The organism is Streptomyces sp. NPDC036822 (assembly GCF_055609145.1).
On the sequence record NZ_JBVJPY010000015.1, the window covers coordinates 69136 to 87174 of the forward strand.

General features: G+C 71.8%; 10 protein-coding genes. 2 read left to right on the forward strand and 8 right to left on the reverse strand.

Annotation, left to right across the window (positions count from 1 at the left end):
• Positions 1-189: 189 nt before the first annotated feature.
• The 4 genes from ACZ68P_RS28160 to ACZ68P_RS28175 all read right to left on the reverse strand — a co-directional run bounded on the left by ACZ68P_RS28160 (position 190) and on the right by ACZ68P_RS28175 (position 11487).
• Positions 190-1608, reverse strand: coding sequence for an ABC transporter substrate-binding protein (locus tag ACZ68P_RS28160; RefSeq protein ID WP_471011006.1), 1419 nt, complete (start codon positions 1606-1608; stop codon positions 190-192).
• A 338-nt stretch (positions 1609-1946) separates the two neighbouring features.
• The gene (locus ACZ68P_RS28165) at positions 1947-6230 is read right to left on the reverse strand and encodes a discoidin domain-containing protein (protein ID WP_471011007.1); all 4284 of its coding nucleotides are present in this window, start codon (positions 6228-6230) and stop codon (positions 1947-1949) included.
• A gap of 188 nt (positions 6231-6418) precedes the next feature.
• On the reverse strand, positions 6419-9814 hold the full coding sequence (locus ACZ68P_RS28170) for a CARDB domain-containing protein (protein ID WP_471011008.1): 3396 nt from the start codon (positions 9812-9814) through the stop codon (positions 6419-6421).
• 662 nt (positions 9815-10476) lie between these two features.
• A complete protein-coding gene (locus ACZ68P_RS28175) occupies positions 10477-11487 on the reverse strand; it encodes a LacI family DNA-binding transcriptional regulator (RefSeq protein WP_471011011.1) in 1011 nt (336 codons plus the stop codon).
• A 212-nt stretch (positions 11488-11699) separates the two neighbouring features.
• On the opposite strand from ACZ68P_RS28175, the gene thpR reads away from it, so the two are divergent.
• Positions 11700-12326, forward strand: a complete 627-nt coding sequence (thpR, locus tag ACZ68P_RS28180) for an RNA 2',3'-cyclic phosphodiesterase (protein WP_471011013.1) — start codon at positions 11700-11702, stop codon at positions 12324-12326.
• A gap of 78 nt (positions 12327-12404) precedes the next feature.
• Here thpR and ACZ68P_RS28185 read toward each other — a convergent pair whose 3' ends face one another.
• The gene (locus ACZ68P_RS28185; protein WP_471011015.1) at positions 12405-12689 is read right to left on the reverse strand and encodes a hypothetical protein; all 285 of its coding nucleotides are present in this window, start codon (positions 12687-12689) and stop codon (positions 12405-12407) included.
• Positions 12690-13351: 662 nt separating this feature from the next.
• Entirely contained in the window at positions 13352-13978 is a 627-nt protein-coding gene (locus ACZ68P_RS28190; RefSeq protein ID WP_471011017.1) for a hypothetical protein, read from the reverse strand.
• 260 nt (positions 13979-14238) lie between these two features.
• On the opposite strand from ACZ68P_RS28190, the gene ACZ68P_RS28195 reads away from it, so the two are divergent.
• Positions 14239-15762 carry an SMI1/KNR4 family protein gene (locus ACZ68P_RS28195; RefSeq protein ID WP_471011019.1) on the forward strand — a complete coding sequence of 508 codons (1524 nt, stop codon included), beginning with the start codon at positions 14239-14241 and terminating at the stop codon, positions 15760-15762.
• A gap of 8 nt (positions 15763-15770) precedes the next feature.
• On the opposite strand, the gene ACZ68P_RS28200 is transcribed toward ACZ68P_RS28195, so the two are convergent.
• Positions 15771-16592: a carbohydrate ABC transporter permease gene (locus ACZ68P_RS28200; protein ID WP_471011159.1), complete on the reverse strand. Its 822-nt coding sequence runs from the start codon at positions 16590-16592 to the stop codon at positions 15771-15773.
• 107 nt (positions 16593-16699) lie between these two features.
• Positions 16700-18034 (reverse strand): carbohydrate ABC transporter permease, encoded by a 1335-nt coding sequence (locus tag ACZ68P_RS28205; RefSeq protein WP_471011020.1) that lies wholly within the window; start codon positions 18032-18034, stop codon positions 16700-16702.
• Positions 18035-18039 lie beyond the last annotated feature (5 nt).

An 18039-nucleotide genomic window follows, 5' to 3' on the forward strand; every position in this document is an offset into this window, starting at 1 on the left:
CTCCTTGGTACTGGTCTGCCGGTTGCGGTTCCGCGGGTGGTGCCACGGGCGGTCGGGGCGGGCGCCGGCCGGGGCTCGGCGCGCGACGCGTCATGCGGTCGTCGCGCGGCGCCGGTCACCGGGGATCGGCGCTCGCGGCGGGGGGCGGATGCTCGGGTGGTGCTCGGTCACCGCCCCCGCGCGGACCCGTTACGGGTGGGCCAGGACCTGGTTGACCTGGGCCTCGGCCGTGGCGAGGAGCTTGTCGACGTCGGCGTCCTTGTTGGTGAGGATGCCGGACATCACGTTGTCGAGGACCTTGTAGACCTCCTGGGCCTTCGGCGGCTCCGCCTTCCCGCCGACCGGGTTGTCCATGTAGGCCTTGAAGTTGGCGACCGGCATGGTGGCGTGCGTGACGCGCGCGGCGTCGTCCTTGGCCTTGGAGTCGTTCAGCCAGAAGTTGGGCTGCGGGACACCGACGGGCAGGCCGTCCTTCTTGGTGCGCTCCCAGTCGAACTGGCCCTTGCCGACGGTGAGGTTCTTGAAGTTCAGCCAGGCGATCGCGGCCTTGATCTTGTCGCCGGAGATCCCCTTCTTGATCATGTAGTTGTTGCCGCCGGCCAGGGTGGCCCGCTCGCCTGGTATCGGGCCCATGCCGAAGTTCTCGTACTTCGCGCCGAGCTGCTGGACCATGTAGGCGATGTCGTCGGGTGCGGCGAGGAACATGCCGAGCTTGTCGGTGGCGATCTGCTTCTGCAGGTCGCCCCACTTGAGCAGCTGGGTCTTGCCCATGCTGTCGTCCTCCCAGCGCATGGCGTGGAGGTTCTTGGCGACCTGCTTGCCGAGGTCGTCGTTGAAGGCGGCCTTCTTGCCGCTCGCGTCGACGACCTCGCCGCCGACGCTGTACATCTGGGCGGTGAAGTGCCAGCCGCCGGTGTTGCCCGCGCTGTACTCGCCGAAGCCGGCGATGCCCTGGCCCAGGCCCGCGATCTTCTTGGCCGCCGTGCGTACCTCCGCCCAGGTGCGCGGCGGGGCGTCCGGGTCGAGGCCCGCCTGCTGGAAGAGCTTGCGGTTGATGAGCAGGCCCATGCGGTAGTTGCTGGTGGGCAGGCCGTAGAGCTTGCCGTCCTGCTTGAGCGAGGCGAGGACGTCGGGGTCGATGTCCCCCAGCAGCGGCACCGTCTTCTCGTTGACGTAGGCGGTGATGTCGGCGGCGCCGTCGTTGTCGAGGACCTGCGGCAGGTCGGTGAAGTAGGTGTAGAAGACGTCCGGCTGGGACTTGGCCTTGAGCATCGCCGTGAAGCGCGGCGGCTCCAGACACTGGCCGGGGGTGGAGCGGCCCTCGATGGTGATGTGGGGGTACGTCTTGTTGAACGTGGCGACGTCCTCCTTCCACTCCTTGAGCTCGGCCGCCTTCGCCGCGGGCGGCATGCAGTCGATGGTGAGCGTCACCTTCGTCTTGGGGTCGAGCGGGGCGGTGGGGTCGGACGACCCGGCGCCTTCGGAACCACCGTCGCCGTTGTTGTCGCTGCTGCTCGTGCCGCAGGCGGCGAGCGCGGTGAGCGTGAGGGCGGAGACGAGGGTGACCGCGCTGGCGCGGCGGGTGCGGCGGAACCGAGCACTTCTCATGGGTGGTCCCCTTCGGGCCAAGGGCGTGGAGTTCACCCCACCGCCGGTGCGTTGTGGGGCGCGGCACACTCAACCACCGTCGACAAGTGAACGCAAGATCTCGCGCTGATTTCGTAATTGTTTGACAGTAGAGCGCAGGCAGGCGAAGCGAGGGCGAGTGGGGCGTTCCCCTCCAGGCGCACCCTCGGGGCACCCGGAGGGCACCCGGGGGGCCTTCAGGGCCCGTGGGTGCACCGTTCGGGGGCGCAACGACCGCAAGGGGCCGACGCGCGCCACGCAAACGGCTTGCGTGGCGGGCGTCGGCCCCCGGCTTCTCGCGGGGCGCCTCCCGGCAGGGGTCAGGGGTTGATGTTGATCTTGAAGGTGGAGGTGGTGTTGCGGATGTCCACGGCGTTGTCGTTCAGTTCCAGGCCGTTGAAGGTCACCTCACCGACCGCGGGCCCCTGTCCGGACTCGGGCATCTCGTTGGCCCAGAGACCGAAGCCGGACTTGGCGTCGTAGGCGTCCCCGCTCTTGCGGGCGCCGGTGATGGAGATGTCGCTGAAGACCGTGTCCTTGATGGGGAACTGCGGCTGCCCGCCGACGTAGTTCGTCTGGAACATCACGCCGCTGTAGGTGGGGTCGACGATGTCGACGTGGTTGACCCGGATGCCCTGGAAGACCTTGGACGCGGAGAACACCCAGATCCCGGGGAAGGTCTGGGAGCCCCAGAAGTGGCCGCCGGCCCGCACGATCGAGATGTTCTCGAAGGTGGTGGGATCGGTGCCGAAACCGTTCATCGGGTACCCGAAGTCCAGCGAGGAGATGGTGATCCCCGAGTAGACCAGAGTGTCGGCGATGTGGATGTTGCGGAAGGTGTTGGCGTAGCCGCCGTACACGGCCACACCGGCCGCCCGCCAGGTCAGGGTGCTGGTCAGGTTCTCGTAGATGTTGTTCTTCATGTCCGCGCCGCCCGCGTCGATCGCGGAGAAGAGCGCGAAGCTGTCGTCACCGGTGGCCCGGGCGTCGTTGTTGGTCACCAGGTTGTCCGTCGACCCGTTGGTCATGTTGATGCCGTCGGCGAACATGTTGCGGATCCGGGAGTTCTTGATCGTCACCCGGTCGGTGTTGGCGCCCCAGTACAGGCACACCATGTGCTCGTTCCAGATGTTGTCGATCACGACGTCGGAGACGTTCGCGAAGTCGAACACCTTGCCCGGGCCGTCGATCCGCGAGGTGTAGTTGCCGAAGTAGGCGAAGCCGGAGAACGACGAGCCCTTGGCCGTGCCCTCCGCCCGGAACCCGACGTCGGTGTTGTCCTGCGTGGCGGGGGCGTGGAACGTGGTGTACCAGGGGCCCGCGCCGACCACCTTCACGGCCTTGCCGTAGACCTGGAACTTGCTCGACGTCTGGTAGTCGCCCGCCGGGAGGTAGACGCCGACCAGCTTGCCGGTGGTGTCCATGCGGACCCTGTCGAGCGCGTCCTGCACGTTCTGGTGCGTGAACCCGGCCGGCACGGTGTAGGCCGCCGGGTCGGGGTTCGCGGTCGGCGCGACCTGCTCCAGGTTGACGAAGTCGATCGCGTAGGTGGAGGTGTTCGCGGCGTCCTTCTGGAGCCGGATCCGGCTGCCGGCGGGCACGGTCTCGCCGAGCAGGAGGCGCGCCTCGTCGTAGATGTGGCGAGGGGCGCCCGACCCGGGCGAGTTGCCGGGCGCGGTCTCGGCGCCGTACAGCCAGGCGTACTTCGACGTCAGCGGGAGGGCCTTCTTCAGGACGCCGTTGACGTAGACGTCGATCGTGGAGTCGATGCCGCCCCCGCCCGGTGCGTCCGGGATCGAGAACCGGGTCACCAGGGTGTTGGTGGAGGCGCGGGTGGTGAACTCGACGTACTCCCCCGTCGCGTCCAGGTTCACGGCCTTGCGGCCCGAGGCCTCGCCGGCGATGTCGCCGACCGTCCGGTTGGGGCCGACGACCTTGGCGCCGCCGCCCGCCGTGCCGTCCTCCGCCTCGTACATGTCGTACGGCATGTCGGCGCCGCGTCCCACGAAGAGCGGCTGGGTGGAGGTGTTGTTGGCACGCTTCACCGGAAGCTCGTTGGCGTCGTCGGCGAGGACGACCTTCACGGTGTACGAGCCGTTGGCCGCGGTCCACGGGCCGAGGGGGACGTCCACCGCCGCACCGGGTGCGAGGGCGCCCTCATGGGCACCGGTCAGGGTCTTGACCGTGGCGCCCTTGGAGTCGACCAGGGACAGCGTCACGCCGTGACCGCCCCCCGCGGTCGCCACCGTCCCCTGGTTCCTGAGCGCCACCTTGAAGGACACGGTGTCCCCCGCCGCGGGGCTGGAGGGCGAGGTGGTCACGGCCGCGGCGATCAGGTCGGAGCTGGAGACCGGCTTGACCACGAGCGACGTGGGGCTCGTGAAGGTGTTGTCGGACTCGTTCTGCTCCACGACCGCGTTCGCCTCGTCGGCGACCGCGCTCAGCTGGTACGTACCGGCGTCGCGGGCCCCGAGGGAGGCGCTGACCGTGGTCTGCGCGCCGGCCGCCAGCGCGCCGACCTGCGCGGTGGCCACCTTGGTGCCGCCCAGCCGCAGGGCGACCGCGCTCGCCGGGGCGGCGGCGGGACCGCTGTTGCGCACGGTGGCGTGCACGGTGATCGCGTCCGACTCCACGGGGGCGGCCGGTGACGTGCTCAGGCCGGTGACCTGCAGGTTGGGGTTGGGGGCGGGTACGCCGATCACCTGGAACTCGGCGAGCTGTCCGGCCGAGGATCCGGAGTTGGCGGTGAACCTCAGCTGCACGTCGGCGACCCGGGCCGTGACGGGCACGGTGACGCTGTTCCCGCTCGCGGGATCGAAGGTGTAGCTCCTCGCGGCGACGAGGCCGCTGAAGCCGGACGCGCCCTGTTCGCGGCCGAGGACCTCGATCGTCTGGCTGCGGGCCGCCCAGGCGGAGTCCGGGTTGAGCTTCAGCACGAGACCGCTGACGTCGGCGTTGGCGCCGAGCTTGACGGTGAGGGTCTGGGGGTAGCTGCCCGCTGCGCCCTCCCAGTAGGTGGTCGTGTTGTTGTCATTGGCGTTCTCCGCGACGAAGGTGTGGATCACGGAGGAGGCGCTGACCGGCTTGCCGACCGCGAGGTTGGAGCCGCCGCCGCTGCCGTTGCGGGTCACGGAGTTGCTGGAGGCGGACTGGTTGCCCGCCGCGTCCTTGGCGCGGACGTGATAGGTGACCGTGGCGGTGGTCGGCTGGGTGTCGGTGTAGGTGGTGACGTTGCCGGCGACGCTGCCCCGCAGGGCGCCGTTGGCGTAGACGTCGTAGCCGGTGACGCCGGTGTCGTCGCCGGAGGCGTTCCACACCAGCCTGACCTGGCCGGCGGCCGGCTCGGTGAAGGCGAGGTCGGCGGGGGCCGTGGGCGCCTGTGTGTCGCCGGTGTCCGCCCGGCGTGTGACGGTGTTGCTGTCGGCCGACTGGTTGCCGGCGGCGTCCTTGGCGCGGACGTGGTAGGTGACCGTCTGGTTCGCGGGCCGGGTGTCGGTGTAGGTCGTGACGTTTCCGGCGACGCTCGTGAGCAGGGCGCCGTTGGCGTAGACGTCGTAGCCGGTGACGCCGGTGTCGTCGCCGGAGGCGTTCCACACCAGCCTGACCTGGCCGGCGGCCGGCTCGGTGAAGGCGAGGCCGGCGGGGGCCGTCGGTGCCTGGGTGTCGCCGGTCGTGGGTCCGTAGACCTCGAACTCGGAGATCTGGGCGGCGGGCTGCACGCTGTTGGCGGTGACCAGGACGCGGACGTGGCGGGTGGTCGTGGCGTCGAAGGTGATCGTCGCCGAGCGCCCGCTCGCCGCGTCGAAGGTGTACGCCCGCGCGGCGGTCAGGTCGGTGAAGTCGGTGCCGTTCGCGCTGCCCTGGATCTTGAGGGTCTGGCTGCGGGGCTCCCAGGTGTCGGGGAGCCGCAGGACGACCCGGTCGACCCGTACGGACGAGCCGAGGTCGACGCGCAGCCACTGCGGAAGGGCGTTGTTGGCGCTCTCCCAGTAGGTGGCGCGGTTGCCGTCGTTCGCGTGCGGCGCGCTGTAGACCTCGGTGTGACTGCTCGCGGTCAGGGTCCGGCCCGCGGCGAGGTTGGCGGAGGTCCCGTCGGCCGCGTGCACTTCGAGTTCCGACAGCTGGGCCGCCTGCCAGCCGGTGTTGGCGGTGATGTCGATCCGTACGAACCGCGCGCGGGTCGCCGGGAAGCCCACCGTCACCGTGTTGGCCGCGCCGGGGGTGAAGGTGTAGGAGGCGGAACTCTTCAGGGTGGCGAAGCTGGTCCCGTCCTCGCTGCCCTGGACGGAGAGGGTCTGGCTGCGGCTCTCCCAGCCCGCCGGCAGCTTGAGCACGACCTCGTCCACGCGGGTGGTGGTGCCCAGGTCGGCCTGCACCCACTGCGGCAGGGCCGCCCCGGCGCTCTGCCAGTACGAGCCCTGGTTGCCGTCGGTGATGTGGGGCGCGCCGTACTCGGCGTGGGCGCTGCTCGCCGCGGCCGCGTCTCCCAGCGCGATGTTGGGTCCCCCGGCGGCCTGGGCGGTCATCAGGGGACCGCCCAACGCCAGGAGGCTCGTCGCGATCGCGGCGCTCAGGCTCCGCGATCTCCAGTTCCGGATTCTCATCGGTCCTCGTTCTCGGCCGCGCGCCCCTCGGGAGCGCGGCACGGCTCGGTCGGATACGTGGGTCGGGTGGGTACGGGGGGGATGTGGGGTGGTGCGTGGGGGCGGCCGGTGCGGGCCGCCTCGGTCCCGGCCACCGCCGTGGCCGGGACCGAGGCGGCCTTCGCCGGTGCTTCACCGCGGCGGACCCGTTAGCCGGCGCGGTTGATGACGAACTGCGAGCCCGGCTCGACGAGGACGTCGCCCTGGGCCGAGTCGGTGACGGTCACGTTGGTCAGCGTGGCGCTGCCCCGGGCGCCGCTCATCGCGAGGATGCCGGACCCGTTGTTCGACTTGTCGATCCGGACGTTGGTGATCTTCACGTTCGGCATCTCGCCGCCACCGGTCTTGAACTGGATGCCGTCGTACGTCGAGTCGTGGATGTCGGTGTCCCGGATGGTGACGCCGGGGATGGGCTGGCCCTGCGCGAACAGGGTGATGGCCCCGAACTCCTGGTCCTCGTTCCAGAACGCGCCACCGGTGCGGTGGAGGGCGTTGTTGGCGATGAGGGTCTCGCCCGAGAAGGGCAGCGGGTCGTGGTCGGTGGCCAGCATGATGCCCGGGTAGTTCATGGTGTCGGAGATGATGTTGTTCTCGATGGTGTTGCCGAAACCGCCGTAGATCGCGATGCCGTTGGCGCGCCACGGCAGCTGGATCGTGTTGTTGCGGAAGTGGTTGTTGGAGCCGATGTCCACCGAGGTGTCCTTGACGTACTTGCTGGCCCAGACGGCGAGCGCGTCGTCACCGTTGTTGCGGAAGGACGAGTTGTAGACGGTGGAGTTGCGGGTGCCGTTGGCGAAGTTGATGCCGTCGGCGTAGGTGTTGCGGATCCTCATGCCCGAGAACTCGACGCCGTCGCCCGGGCCCCACAGCTCGGGGATGTTGGTGTAGTCGCGGCCGGCCCACACGCCGACGTTGGCGTGTTCGATCCAGACGTTGTTGATCTTGGTGTTCTTGCCGAACCGGCCGTTGAGGCCGACGCCGCCCTCCAGGTTGCCGTTGTTGCCGCGGATGGTGCCGGAGCCGAAGATCGCGATGTCGGAGATCTGGGTGTTGTGGTCGATGTCGAAGCCGAAGTTGCCCTCGTGCGGATGGTTGATGCCGCCCGCCTCGTGCGGCGGGGTGAGGGTGTAGAGCTGCGAGTGCCACATGCCGGCGCCGCGGATCGTCACGTCGCGGATGCCGACCGTGTTGTAGATCCCGCGGTTCAGCGGGTCGTCGGTGAGGATCTTCTGCTCCTGGCGCCACTGGCCCGCCGGGATCCACACGCAGGGGATCTCCCCCTTCTGGTCCGCCGTCACCGCGCGCTGGATCGCGTCGGTGTCGTCGATACCGTCGTTGGGCACCGCGCCGTAGGTCGTGATCGACACACAGCCGGCCGGCTGGGAGGCGGGCGGAGCCACCTGCTCCAGGTCGATCAGGTCGATGATGTAGAAGGAGGCCGTGTCACCCGCGTCGCGCTGCAGCCGGAAGGTGGTTCCGGCCGGGTAGCTCTGCGCCAGCAGCGCGTGGGACTCGTCGAAGAGCCGGCGCGCGTCGCCCCCCGGCGTGTTCGTCAGGCCCTCGGGGTCGTCCGTCGTCCCGTACAGCCAGCTGTGCTTCGAGGACAGGGTCAGCTTCCGGTTGAAGGAGCCGTTCACATAGAGGCTGATCGTCGCCTCGGCGCCGCCGCCGGAGGCGGAGTCCGGGATCGAGTTGCGTACGACGATCGAGTTCGCCGCGTTGGCGGAGGTGAACTCCACGAACTGGCCGGTGGAGGTCAGGCGAACCGACCGGCGGCCGGAGGACTCGGTGGCGAAGTTGGTGTGGCCGAAGGTCCGCTTCTGGTCGCTGGTGAGGAGGGTGCCCTGGTAGCGGGCGTCCTCCGCCTCGTACTCGGTGTACGGCACCGCCGCACCGCGCCCGACGACGACGGAGCGGGAGAAGGTGTTGTTGTTCTCGTCCGTCTCGGCGACCGTGCCCGTGGCGTCGGCCGTGGCGGTCAGTGTGACGCCGCCGTTGGTGGCGGTCCAGGTGCCGCTGATCGGGACGGTGACGCTGGCTCCCGCGGCGATCGCGCTGGCGGTGCCGTTCAGCGTGGTGGCGCCCGCCACCAGTCGGGTCACCGTACCGGCCGCGACACCGGCGGTGCCGCGGTTCTGCACCGTCACGGAGAAGCCGACCGGGGCGCCGACCGCCGGGGCGGCGGGGTTGGTGGCGATCCCGGTGACCCGCAGATCCGGGCCGGGGCTCTGGCCGACGACCAGCTTCGTGGACGCCGTGCGGCTGTTGTTGGTGTTGTCCTGCTCCGCGACCGTGTCGGTCGGGTCGACCACCGCCGAGACGGTGTACGAGCCCATCGGGCGCTTGCCCACGGTGACCGGGACGGTCGCCGAGGCCCCGGCGGCGAGAGCGGGCACGGAGGCGGAGCCCGCCACCGCGCCTTCCAGACTGACGTCGACCGTGGTGGCGGCCGCGGGAGCGGTCCCGGCGTTGCGCACGGTGGCGTTGACCGTGACGCTGTCCGTCTCCGACGGCGTGGCCGGGGCCCAGGCGAGGCCGGTGACGGTGAGGTCGGGGTTGGGCGCCGCGGCTCCCACGACCTGGAACTCCGCCACCTGGGCGCCGGGGGCGCCGGTGTTGGAGAAGAACGTGAGCCGGACGTCGGCGTACCGGCCCGTCACGGGGATCGTGACGGTGTTCTGCCCGGACGACGGGCTGAAGGCGTAGTCGGCGCGGGCCTTGAGGGAGGTGAACCCGGAGGCCGACTGCTCCCGTCCGAGGACCTGGAGGGACTGGGTCCGTGCGCCCCACACCTGGTCGGGGTTGAGCCTGACCACCACGGCCTGGACATCGGCGTTGGCGCCGAGCTTCACCGTCAGGCTCGACGGGAATCCCGCCGACTCCCAGTAGCTGGTGACGCTGTCGTCGTTGGCGTTGGTCGCGGCGTAGGTCTGGGTCGTGGAGGTGGCCTCGATCGGCTTGTCGCGCGCGAGGTTCGAGCCGTTCACCGGGGGATCGACCGGGCCCCCGTCGTCCTCTCCGTACACCTCGAGTTCGGACAGCTGCGCCGCGTTCCAGCCGGTGTTGGCACTGACCTGCACGCGGACGAAACGGACCGTGGCCGCGGTGAAGCCGAGGGAGACGGTGTTCGCGCCGGCCGGGTCGAACGTGCGGGCGCCGGCCGCGGACAGGGTGCTGAAGGCGCTGCCGTCGGTGCTGCCCTGCACGGCGAGGGTCTGGCCCCGCGCCTCCCACCCCGTGGGCAGTTTCAGTGCCACGCGGTCGGCGCGGACGCTGCCGCCGAGATCGACCTGGACCCATTGCGGGAAGGAGCCGGCCGGGCCTTCCCAGTACGTCTGCTGGCTGCCGTCGGTGACATTGCCGGCCGGGTAGGCGCCGTGGGCGCCGCCGGCCGTCGCGGACTTGCCGAGAGCCAGATTGGGTCCTTCGGCCGCGCGTGCGGCCTGGGGAGCCGCGTGGGCGGTGACGGGCAGCAGCCCGACCGCGATCAAGCCGGCTGTCACCGCGCCGGCGAGCAGCCGCCGACCGTGGTGTGTGCCTCTCATGATGGCCTCTTGTTCCGTGATCCGGGCAGGCGGCCGCGGCTCGTCATCCGGTCCTCCGCCGACGTGCCGGTCGGCGGAGGGCAGGGCGACGGGGCACACGTGCCGGTGCGCCGAGTGGACGATGACAGGAGCTTTCGCCAGGTACCTGACATGGCGATGGCGAGGAAATGACAGCGACTATCCAGAACTTTTGAGTTATTCGGTCAATGTTTTGCGCTGCCAGGGTGACAGGTTTCTACCAGGTCACCACTTTGTCAACGGGCGTGACCAAGGGTGGAGTTGAGCGGGGTGCGCAGAAGGTCACGGCGAGGCACGCGGGAAGGCGCGTTACGGCAGGTCACCGGTGGGGCGTCGGCCGGGGAGGCCGACGGACCGGCGGAAACGGCCTACCGGCCGGTAGGCGCGGGACGGGGCGCGGCGAATCACGGCGAGGTCACGACGATTCCGGCCACGGGTCTCGTCGGCGCCGGACGTGGGGGCCGGACACGGAGGGCGGACGCGGCGGGGCCGGGCCCGCCGGGGCCGTATACGGAGAAGGCCCGGCGAGGCCGGGCCGGACGAAGGGGACGGGGCGGGAGTAGAGGACTCAAGGACGGCCCGCCCTGGGAAGGGCCGCGCGGCCCCCACGTGGCGAGGACGACGCCCCGACGGGGCCGGGCCTCCTACGCCACGGGCGGCTGGGCGGTGGAGCCGCGGACGACGAGCTCCGGCTCGAAGAGGAGTTCTCCCGAGTGGGTCTGGGACCCCTGGATCTGGGCGCAGAGCAGCTCCACCGCGGCCCGTCCCATCGCCTCGATGGGCTGCCGGACGGTCGAGAGCGGCGGCTCGGTGCAGTTCATGAAGGCGGAGTCGTCGAAGCCGACGACCGAGACGTCCGTGGGGACGCCGAGGCCTCGCCGGCGCGCGGCGCGGATGGCGCCCAGGGCGAGCGGATCGCTGGCGCACACGATCCCGGTCACGCCGCGCTCCCACAGGCGCGCGGCGGCCGCCTGCCCTCCCTCCAGCGAGAACATCGACCGCTCGACGAACTCGTCCGACAGCTTCCGTCCGGCGGCCTTCGACGCCGCGCGGGCGGCCTCCAGCTTCCGGCGGGACGGTACGTGGTCGGCGGGGCCGAGGACCAGGCCGATCCGCTCGTGGCCGAGCGAGGCCAGGTGACGCCACGCCTGCTCGATGGCCACGGCGTCGTCGCAGGAGACGCAGGGGAAGTCGAGCCCTTCGATGGGGGCGTTGATGAGCACCACCGGGATGTTCCGCTCGGCGAGCTGCCGGTAGTGGTCGTGCGGGGCGTCGGCCTGGGCGAACAGGCCACCGGCGAACACCACGCCGGAGACCTGCTGCTGGAGCAGCAGGTCGACGTAGTCCGCCTCCGAGACCCCGCCCTTGGTCTGGGTGCAGAGCACCGGCGTCAGCCCCTGCTGGGCCAGCGCGCCGCCGATCACCTCCGCGAACGCGGGAAAGATCGGGTTCTGCAGCTCCGGCAGCACGAGCCCGACCAGACGCGCCCGCTCACCCCGCAGTTGCGTGGGCCTCTCGTATCCCAGCACGTCCAGGGCGGTCAGCACGGACTGCCGAGTCGCGTCCGAGACACCGGGCTTGCCGTTGAGCACCCGGCTGACCGTGGCCTCGCTGACCCCCACCTTCTTGGCCACCTGAGCAAGTCGTCGCGTCATACACGCAAGCCTAGCGCAAGCACCGCAAAATTTTTGCGGCCCGTGAGGCATCGGAAAGATCCGTCACGGTCGGGCGCCTCGCCGCGGCCACGGCCGCTCCCGAGGTGAAGCCGCACTCCTGAGGTGCGTGGGCGCCCCGGTGGACCACCGCGCGGCAGAGCGACGCCCGGGCTCCTTGCCGGACCGGCGGGGCGGTGGTGTACGAAGGCTCTGTGAACGAACCGATCCCTGCCTCGACCGTCCGCCTCTTCATAGCGCTCGCCCCGCCCGACGAGGCGAAGGACGAACTGGCGCGGGAGCTGCGGCCCGCCTACGAGGCGTACCCGGGCATGCGGTGGAACCGCATCGAGGACTGGCACATCACGCTGGCGTTCCTCGGCGAGGTGCCTACCGACACGGTCGCGCTCCTGCGGGCCCCGCTGGCGCGGATCGCGGCGGCGCGCCGGCCCTTGCGGCTGGCCCTGCGGGGCTCCGGGTGCTTCGACGAGCGGGTGCTGTGGAGCGGTGTCGACGGGGACCTCGACGGACTGCACCTGCTCGCCACCGAGGTCCGCTCCGTGGTCAAGGACTGTGGCGTCCCCTTCGAGGACCGGCCCCTGCGGCCCCATCTGACGCTGGCCCGGTCCCGCCGGGACGACACGACCAGTGTCGGCGAGGTGGCCGCCGCCCTCACCGCCTTCGCGGGCCGCCCCTGGCTCGCCGGACGTCTGCACCTGGTCGGCAGCAACTTCGGCCGCGGCCCGGGGCCGATCCGCTACCGCGACGTCGAGACGTGGAACTTCGGCGAGGACACCACCGCGGCCGAGGACGGCGGAAGGCCGTGCCACTCCGCGAGCTGATCGGGCACGCAGCATGGCCGGGGCCCCCGTGGATCACCACGGGGGCCCCGGCCATGCCCACGACACGGGACTCCGACCTCAGGTGGAGAGCAACCGCTCGGTCACCTCGCGGTACGTGCGCAGGGTGAGCCGGAGCTGCTCGGTGTCCACGCCCCGGTGGCCCGAGTCGCCGCCCGGCTGCCAGCCCTTCCGCAGCGCGGCGCGGCGCTCCTGGAGGGAGGCGACGAGCTGCCGCTCCACCTCGTCGAGCACCTCGGCCGCCTCGGCGACCGAGTCCCGCGGCGAGTCGACGAACCCGGCGAGCGCGTGGTGCATGCGCTCGCCGAGGCGGTCCCGGTCGGCGCCGCCGAGCAGCGGCTCCACCGCGCCGTCTCCCTCGGAACCGGAGGCGGAACCGGGACCAGAGGCGGAACCGGGGGCGGAACCGGAGGCGGCACCGGACCGAAGGCCGGTCACCCCGTCCGTACCCGCACTCGTCCCCGTGTCCGACGCCGTACCCGTATGCACGGCCGTACCCGTCTTCATAGCCGCACCGGACGCCGGGCGCGCGCCGTCCCCCGGCAGGGCACCGCGGCCTTCGTCGCCCCGCTCGCGGCCGGCCCCGGTGGTGGGGCCGTCGTGCGTGAGCGGGTCCGTCGTGTTCCGTCCGCGCGGCGCGGCGGGGGCCACGGCGGGAGCCTGCGTACGGCTCCCGCCGTTCCGGCCCGTGGCGCCGGGGTCTTCGGACGGTGCTGCGGACAGAGGCGACCGGGACAGCGGTGTCGCCGGGGTCCCGGCGGCACCCCCGGCGGGCGGTGCGGGAGGCGGGGGCGGCGGTGAGGCCACGGGCGCCCCGGGCGCGGGGTGGCCGGCGTGCGGGGCCGGTGCCGCCTCACGGGATGCCCCGCGGCGCGCCCCGCCCTCGGCGCGGTGCGATCCGTCGCCGCCGCCCGTCGGGTCGGGGTAGGCGGGAGGAGCCGGGGGCTCCTGCCGGGGGTCGGCGCCGGTCCGGCCCTCCGCCCACTGGTCGCGGTTCTCGCGTGCCATCACGCTCCACTTCCCTTCGGCTTGAGCAGGTGACCACGGCGGTGCGTGGCCGTCTCGCGCAGACGCGTCGTGGCGCCGGCCGTGGGTCCGGCCGTCGTCAGGTCCTCGAAGAGGGCCCGCGCGTGGAGCAGGGCCTTGCGCAGTTCGTCGGTGGACGCGGACTCCGTGTGCGCCGTCCGGCGCGCCGTGCGCAGGCCCTCCACGTGCCGCGGGTGATGCACCGACAGCGCGGCGAGCTGGTCGTCGTGCCGGTCGCCGGCCGGGAAGCCCCGGGTGGCCGCGATCCGCGAGAGGAGCTGTACGGCGTCGGCGACGGCCTGCCGCGGGGCGTCGACGAAGCGCTCCTGCAGCGTCGTCCACTGAGCGGCGTACTGCTCACGGACGGCGGGCTCCAGCGGCAACGGCCGGATGTGGCCGTGCCGTTCGACCCGTTCGCGCAGGTCGGCGTGGGCGGCCTCGGCGTCACCGCCGTGGCGTTCGAGGGTGCGGTCGTACTCGGGGCCGAAGCGCCGCTTGAGGGAGCGCCTGTCGCTGCCCGGGCCCGTGCGGGCTCGGAGCAGGACACCGGCCGCCAGCACCACCGCGACGACCGCCGCGATGATGAGGACTGTGGTCAGGGTCGACATGGCTGCCTTCCTGGATCGTGACTCCTGGCTGGCTGTTCGTCACTGCTTGCAGAGCGCTCTGCCGGTTCGGCTTGCCGCTTATCCGGGCGTCAAACCCGAAGCGGCACGGCCGCGGGGGGCGAGGGGACCCGTCGACGGCCGACGCCGCCCCCGGCGGCGCACCGCCGGCGGCACGCGCGCCGGACGCCGCAACAGCCCACCGGGCGCTTCCGGATACCCTCACCAGGCGTGATCCGAACGGGCGGACGAGAGGGACAGTGGTGGACGGCGAGGCGAAGGCGATGGCACGGGCGGACGAGGCCCTGGCCGCTCTGCGGGCGAACGGAACGGTGCGGGCGGCCGAACCCTTCACGGCGGAGGAGCTCGACGCGTGGCCGATCACCGTTCCGGCCGCGGTGCGCCGGGTCCTGCTGGAGACCGGTGGGCTCGTCAGGGAACCCCGTCCGGACGAATCGTGGGGCGACACCTACCGGTTCGGACCGGAGTCCCGGTACGCCCCCCGTGCCTTCCGCGACGGGTACTGGGGAATGGGCGAACACGGCCGCGACCGCCTGCAGGTGCTGGTCGGCGTCGACGGGGCCGACCGTGCCGACTGGGGGCCGGTGCTCGCCGCGTCGTTCGGGGAGGACGGCGAGGTGTGGGTGCTGGCGCCGACCTTCACGGAGTGGCTGGCCTCACTCGCCGGCCCCGCGCCCGCCACGGCGGACGGACACCGCGAGGGGGCGGACACGCCGTTCGTGACCGCCGTGCCCAGTGTGGCGGTGGCCGAGGGTCCCGACGCCGAACTCGCCGCGCTCGTCGGCCGCGGTGACCAGCTGACGGACGTGGTCGACCTCGCCTCGCTGCCGGGCTACCCGTGCCGGGTGCGCTGGGAGCCGTACTACTCACTGGAGTTCAACACCGCCGACACCGGCAGCAGCGAGGTCGAGGCGTCCCTCTCCGGCGGTGGCCGGCTCCTGTCGCTGCGCAGCGTGGTCAGCGGCGACTTCCTGGGCCGGCCCGTCCTTCGGCACACGGTGCCGTCCGACTCGGCGGCGCGGGCGGTGGCCGAACTGCGTTCCCTGGCAGCCGACTTCCCGGCGCGCGTGGAGCTTGCGCCGGGCTGCGCGGACGGCGAGACGGACAGCTGGCCGGTCCCGGTCCCGGCCGGCCTGCGGGACGTGTTCCGCGAGATCGGCGCGGTACGTGTCGACGGGCTGCCCGACCTTCTGCTGCTGCCCGGCGCGAAGGAGCACGAGGTCTCACCCGAGACGCACGCCATGCTCGGGGGCGACGGCACCTACTGGCCGCTCGCCCGGGTCCGCTACGGCCCGTACGACGCGCTCGCGCAGATCCGGATCGACCCGGCCACGGGGGCGTGGGGGTGCGCGGTGTCGGTGATGTCCTCGCCCGGGACCCTGCGGGAGTTCCCCGACCTGACGCTGATCGCCGAGTCACTCCCCGATCTGCTGCTGACCTACGCGCGGCTGGCCCGGGAGGCCGCGGCCCGGGAGCGGTCGGGCGGTGCGTGGCGCCCGGACGCCCCCTGGCTGTTCCCCAACACAGGGGAGGCGTGGCCCCGCCCGGTGCCCGTCGAGGAGTGGGCAGGGTCCGCCGACCCGCTGCGGGCGGCCGCGGCGGAACTCCCGCCGGGCACGCACGGCGTGGACCTGCGCGGTGTCCCGGTCCCGGCGGACGTCAGCTTCCACCGGGCGGAGAGCTGGCCCTACCGGCACCCTCTGAAGCGGCTCACGTTCCCGGGCGCGGGCACCTTGGTGCTGGCCGAGCTCGAGGAGCGTGCCTGAAGGGGCCGTCATTTGACCGAGCCCGCCATCACCCCCTGCACGAAGTGGCGCTGGAAGGCGAAGAAGACCACGACCGGGACGATCAGGGAGAGGAACGCGCCGGGGGCCAGAACGTCGATGTTGCTGCCGAACTGCCTTACCTGCGACTGGAGTTCCACGGTCAGCGGCTGGGCGGAGCTGTCCGCGAACAGCAGCGCCACCAGCATGTCGTTCCATACCCAGAGGAACTGGAAGATCGCCAGGCTCGCGAGTGCGGGCCTGGCCACCGGCAGGACGAGCCGTGTGAGGATGCGCCACTCGCCACCGCCGTCCATCCTCGCGGCCTCCAGCATCTCGCGCGGGATGTCGGCGAAGTAGTTGCGCAGCAGGAAGACCGCGAACGGCAGCCCGTACGCGACGTGGAAGAGCACCACGCCCGGGATCGACCCGAACAGGCCCACCTGTCCGAAGAGCTTGGCGACCGGCAACAGCCCGACCTGCACGGGCACCACCAGGAGAGCCACGACGAGCAGGAAGATCCAGTCGCGGCCGGGGAACTCCAGCCAGGCGAAGGCGTAGCCGGCGAGTGCGGCGATGACGACGACGAGCACGGTCGTCGGAACGGAGATGAGCACCGTGTTCCAGAAGGCCCGGGTGATGCCCGCGTTGGCGAGCACGGCCGTGTAGTTGTCGAGCGACAGCTGCCCGGGGGCGCTCAGCGCGGTCCACCAGCCGCTCGACGCGCTGTCGTCGGCCGAACGGAGCGAGGACAGCAGCAGACCGGCGACGGGGGTGATCCAGACCAGGCCGACGACGGCGAGGAACGCCTGGACGAGGCTGCTGCCGAGCATGCGGCGGAGCCGCACGCCGGGTCCCCGGCCCGATGTCCGCCGGGCGGGCGTGCCCGGGCCGGCCGGCGGGACGGGGCGCTTCGACGGCGCCGGGGTGACGGTCGCGCTCATGACTGGCTCCTGCGGAAGCGGCGGACGTTGAAGACCATGGCGGGGATCACGAGCAGGAGGAGCAGCACGCCGAGGGCGCTGCCGAGCCCCTGGTTGTTGCCGCCGCCGAAGGAGACGAGCCACATCTGGGTGGCCAGGACGGTGGCGTCCTCCTGCACGGGCCCCGGCGCGATGATGTAGATGAGGTCGAAGACCTTCATCACGTTGATCACCAGGGTCACGAAGACGACCGTGAGCACCGGCGCCAGCAGCGGGACGGTGATCCTGCGGAACACCTGCCACTCGCTCGCGCCGTCCATCCGGGCGGCCTCCAGCGCGTCCCGCGGGAGGGAGGACAGTCCGGCGCCGATGAGCACCATGGCGAAGCCGGTCCAGATCCACAGGTACGCGCCGATGATCGCGGGGGTGACGAGGGCCGGTCCGAGCCAGGAGACGCCCTCATAGGGGGGCGCGAAGTTCGCGGCGGGCAGCCGGACGGTGTACGTGCCCGACGCGTCGAGTCCGGTGAGGCGGAAGGAGCCGTCGGGGGCGGTCGTGGTGGTGGCGGCGGTCCTGCCGTCCCGTAGCGCCTCCACCGTCAGTCCCGGCAGGCCGCGTTCGGCCGGGTCGATCACGCCGGGCCGTCCCGCCCCGCCGGGCGTGAAGTCCAGGAAGACGGCGCCGCGCACCTCGTCCGCGCCGGCCTTCGCCGGTGAGGCGGGCTTCGCGTCGGCCGGCACGTCCTTGGGCGGTACGCCCACCAGTCCGAGCTGGACCGTCCGGCCCGGCGCGACGGCGTCGGTGGTGCCGTACGAGCCGTCCGGGGCCTTGTCGAAGCCCTGTCCCTCGCGGGCCCGGGCCGTGGGGTACGTGGAGGTGTCCGTGAAGGCGTCGTGCACGCCGACGACGGCGGCGTTGAGCACGCCCTTGTCGGGGTCCTCCTCGTAGGCGAGGCGGAAGATGATGCCGGCAGCGAGGAAGGAGACGGCCATCGGCATGAAGAGCAGCAGCTTGAACGCGGTGGCCCAGCGGATCTTCTCCACCAGGACGGCGAGGACGAGCCCGAGGCCGGTCAGCAGCGTCGGGGCGACGACGACCCAGAGGGCGCTGTTGCGGATCGCGGTCAGCGTGGCCGGGTCGCGGAACATCTCGGCGTAGTTCTCGCCGCCGACGAAGCGGCTGCCGGAGGCGTCGAAGAAGCTGCGGCCGACGGAGAAGAGGACGGGGTAGACGACCAGGGCGCCGAGGAGCAGCAGCGCGGGCAGGACGAAGGCCACGGCGATGGCCCGCCGGCGGCGCTGGGCGCGCCGCCGGGGACTCGCGGCCCCCACAGTGGGGGTGAGGGTGGTCATGTCCG

Coding starts and splice junctions, on each gene's coding strand:
- ACZ68P_RS28165 (WP_471011007.1), bottom strand. CDS start 6,230: ATGAGAATCCGGAACTGGAGATCGCGGAGCCTGAGCGCCGCGATCGCG.
- ACZ68P_RS28190 (WP_471011017.1), bottom strand. CDS start 13,978: ATGTCGACCCTGACCACAGTCCTCATCATCGCGGCGGTCGTCGCGGTG.
- ACZ68P_RS28200 (WP_471011159.1), bottom strand. CDS start 16,592: ATGCTCGGCAGCAGCCTCGTCCAGGCGTTCCTCGCCGTCGTCGGCCTG.
- ACZ68P_RS28160 (WP_471011006.1), bottom strand. CDS start 1,608: ATGAGAAGTGCTCGGTTCCGCCGCACCCGCCGCGCCAGCGCGGTCACC.
- ACZ68P_RS28170 (WP_471011008.1), bottom strand. CDS start 9,814: ATGAGAGGCACACACCACGGTCGGCGGCTGCTCGCCGGCGCGGTGACA.
- ACZ68P_RS28175 (WP_471011011.1), bottom strand. CDS start 11,487: ATGACGCGACGACTTGCTCAGGTGGCCAAGAAGGTGGGGGTCAGCGAG.
- ACZ68P_RS28205 (WP_471011020.1), bottom strand. CDS start 18,034: ATGACCACCCTCACCCCCACTGTGGGGGCCGCGAGTCCCCGGCGGCGC.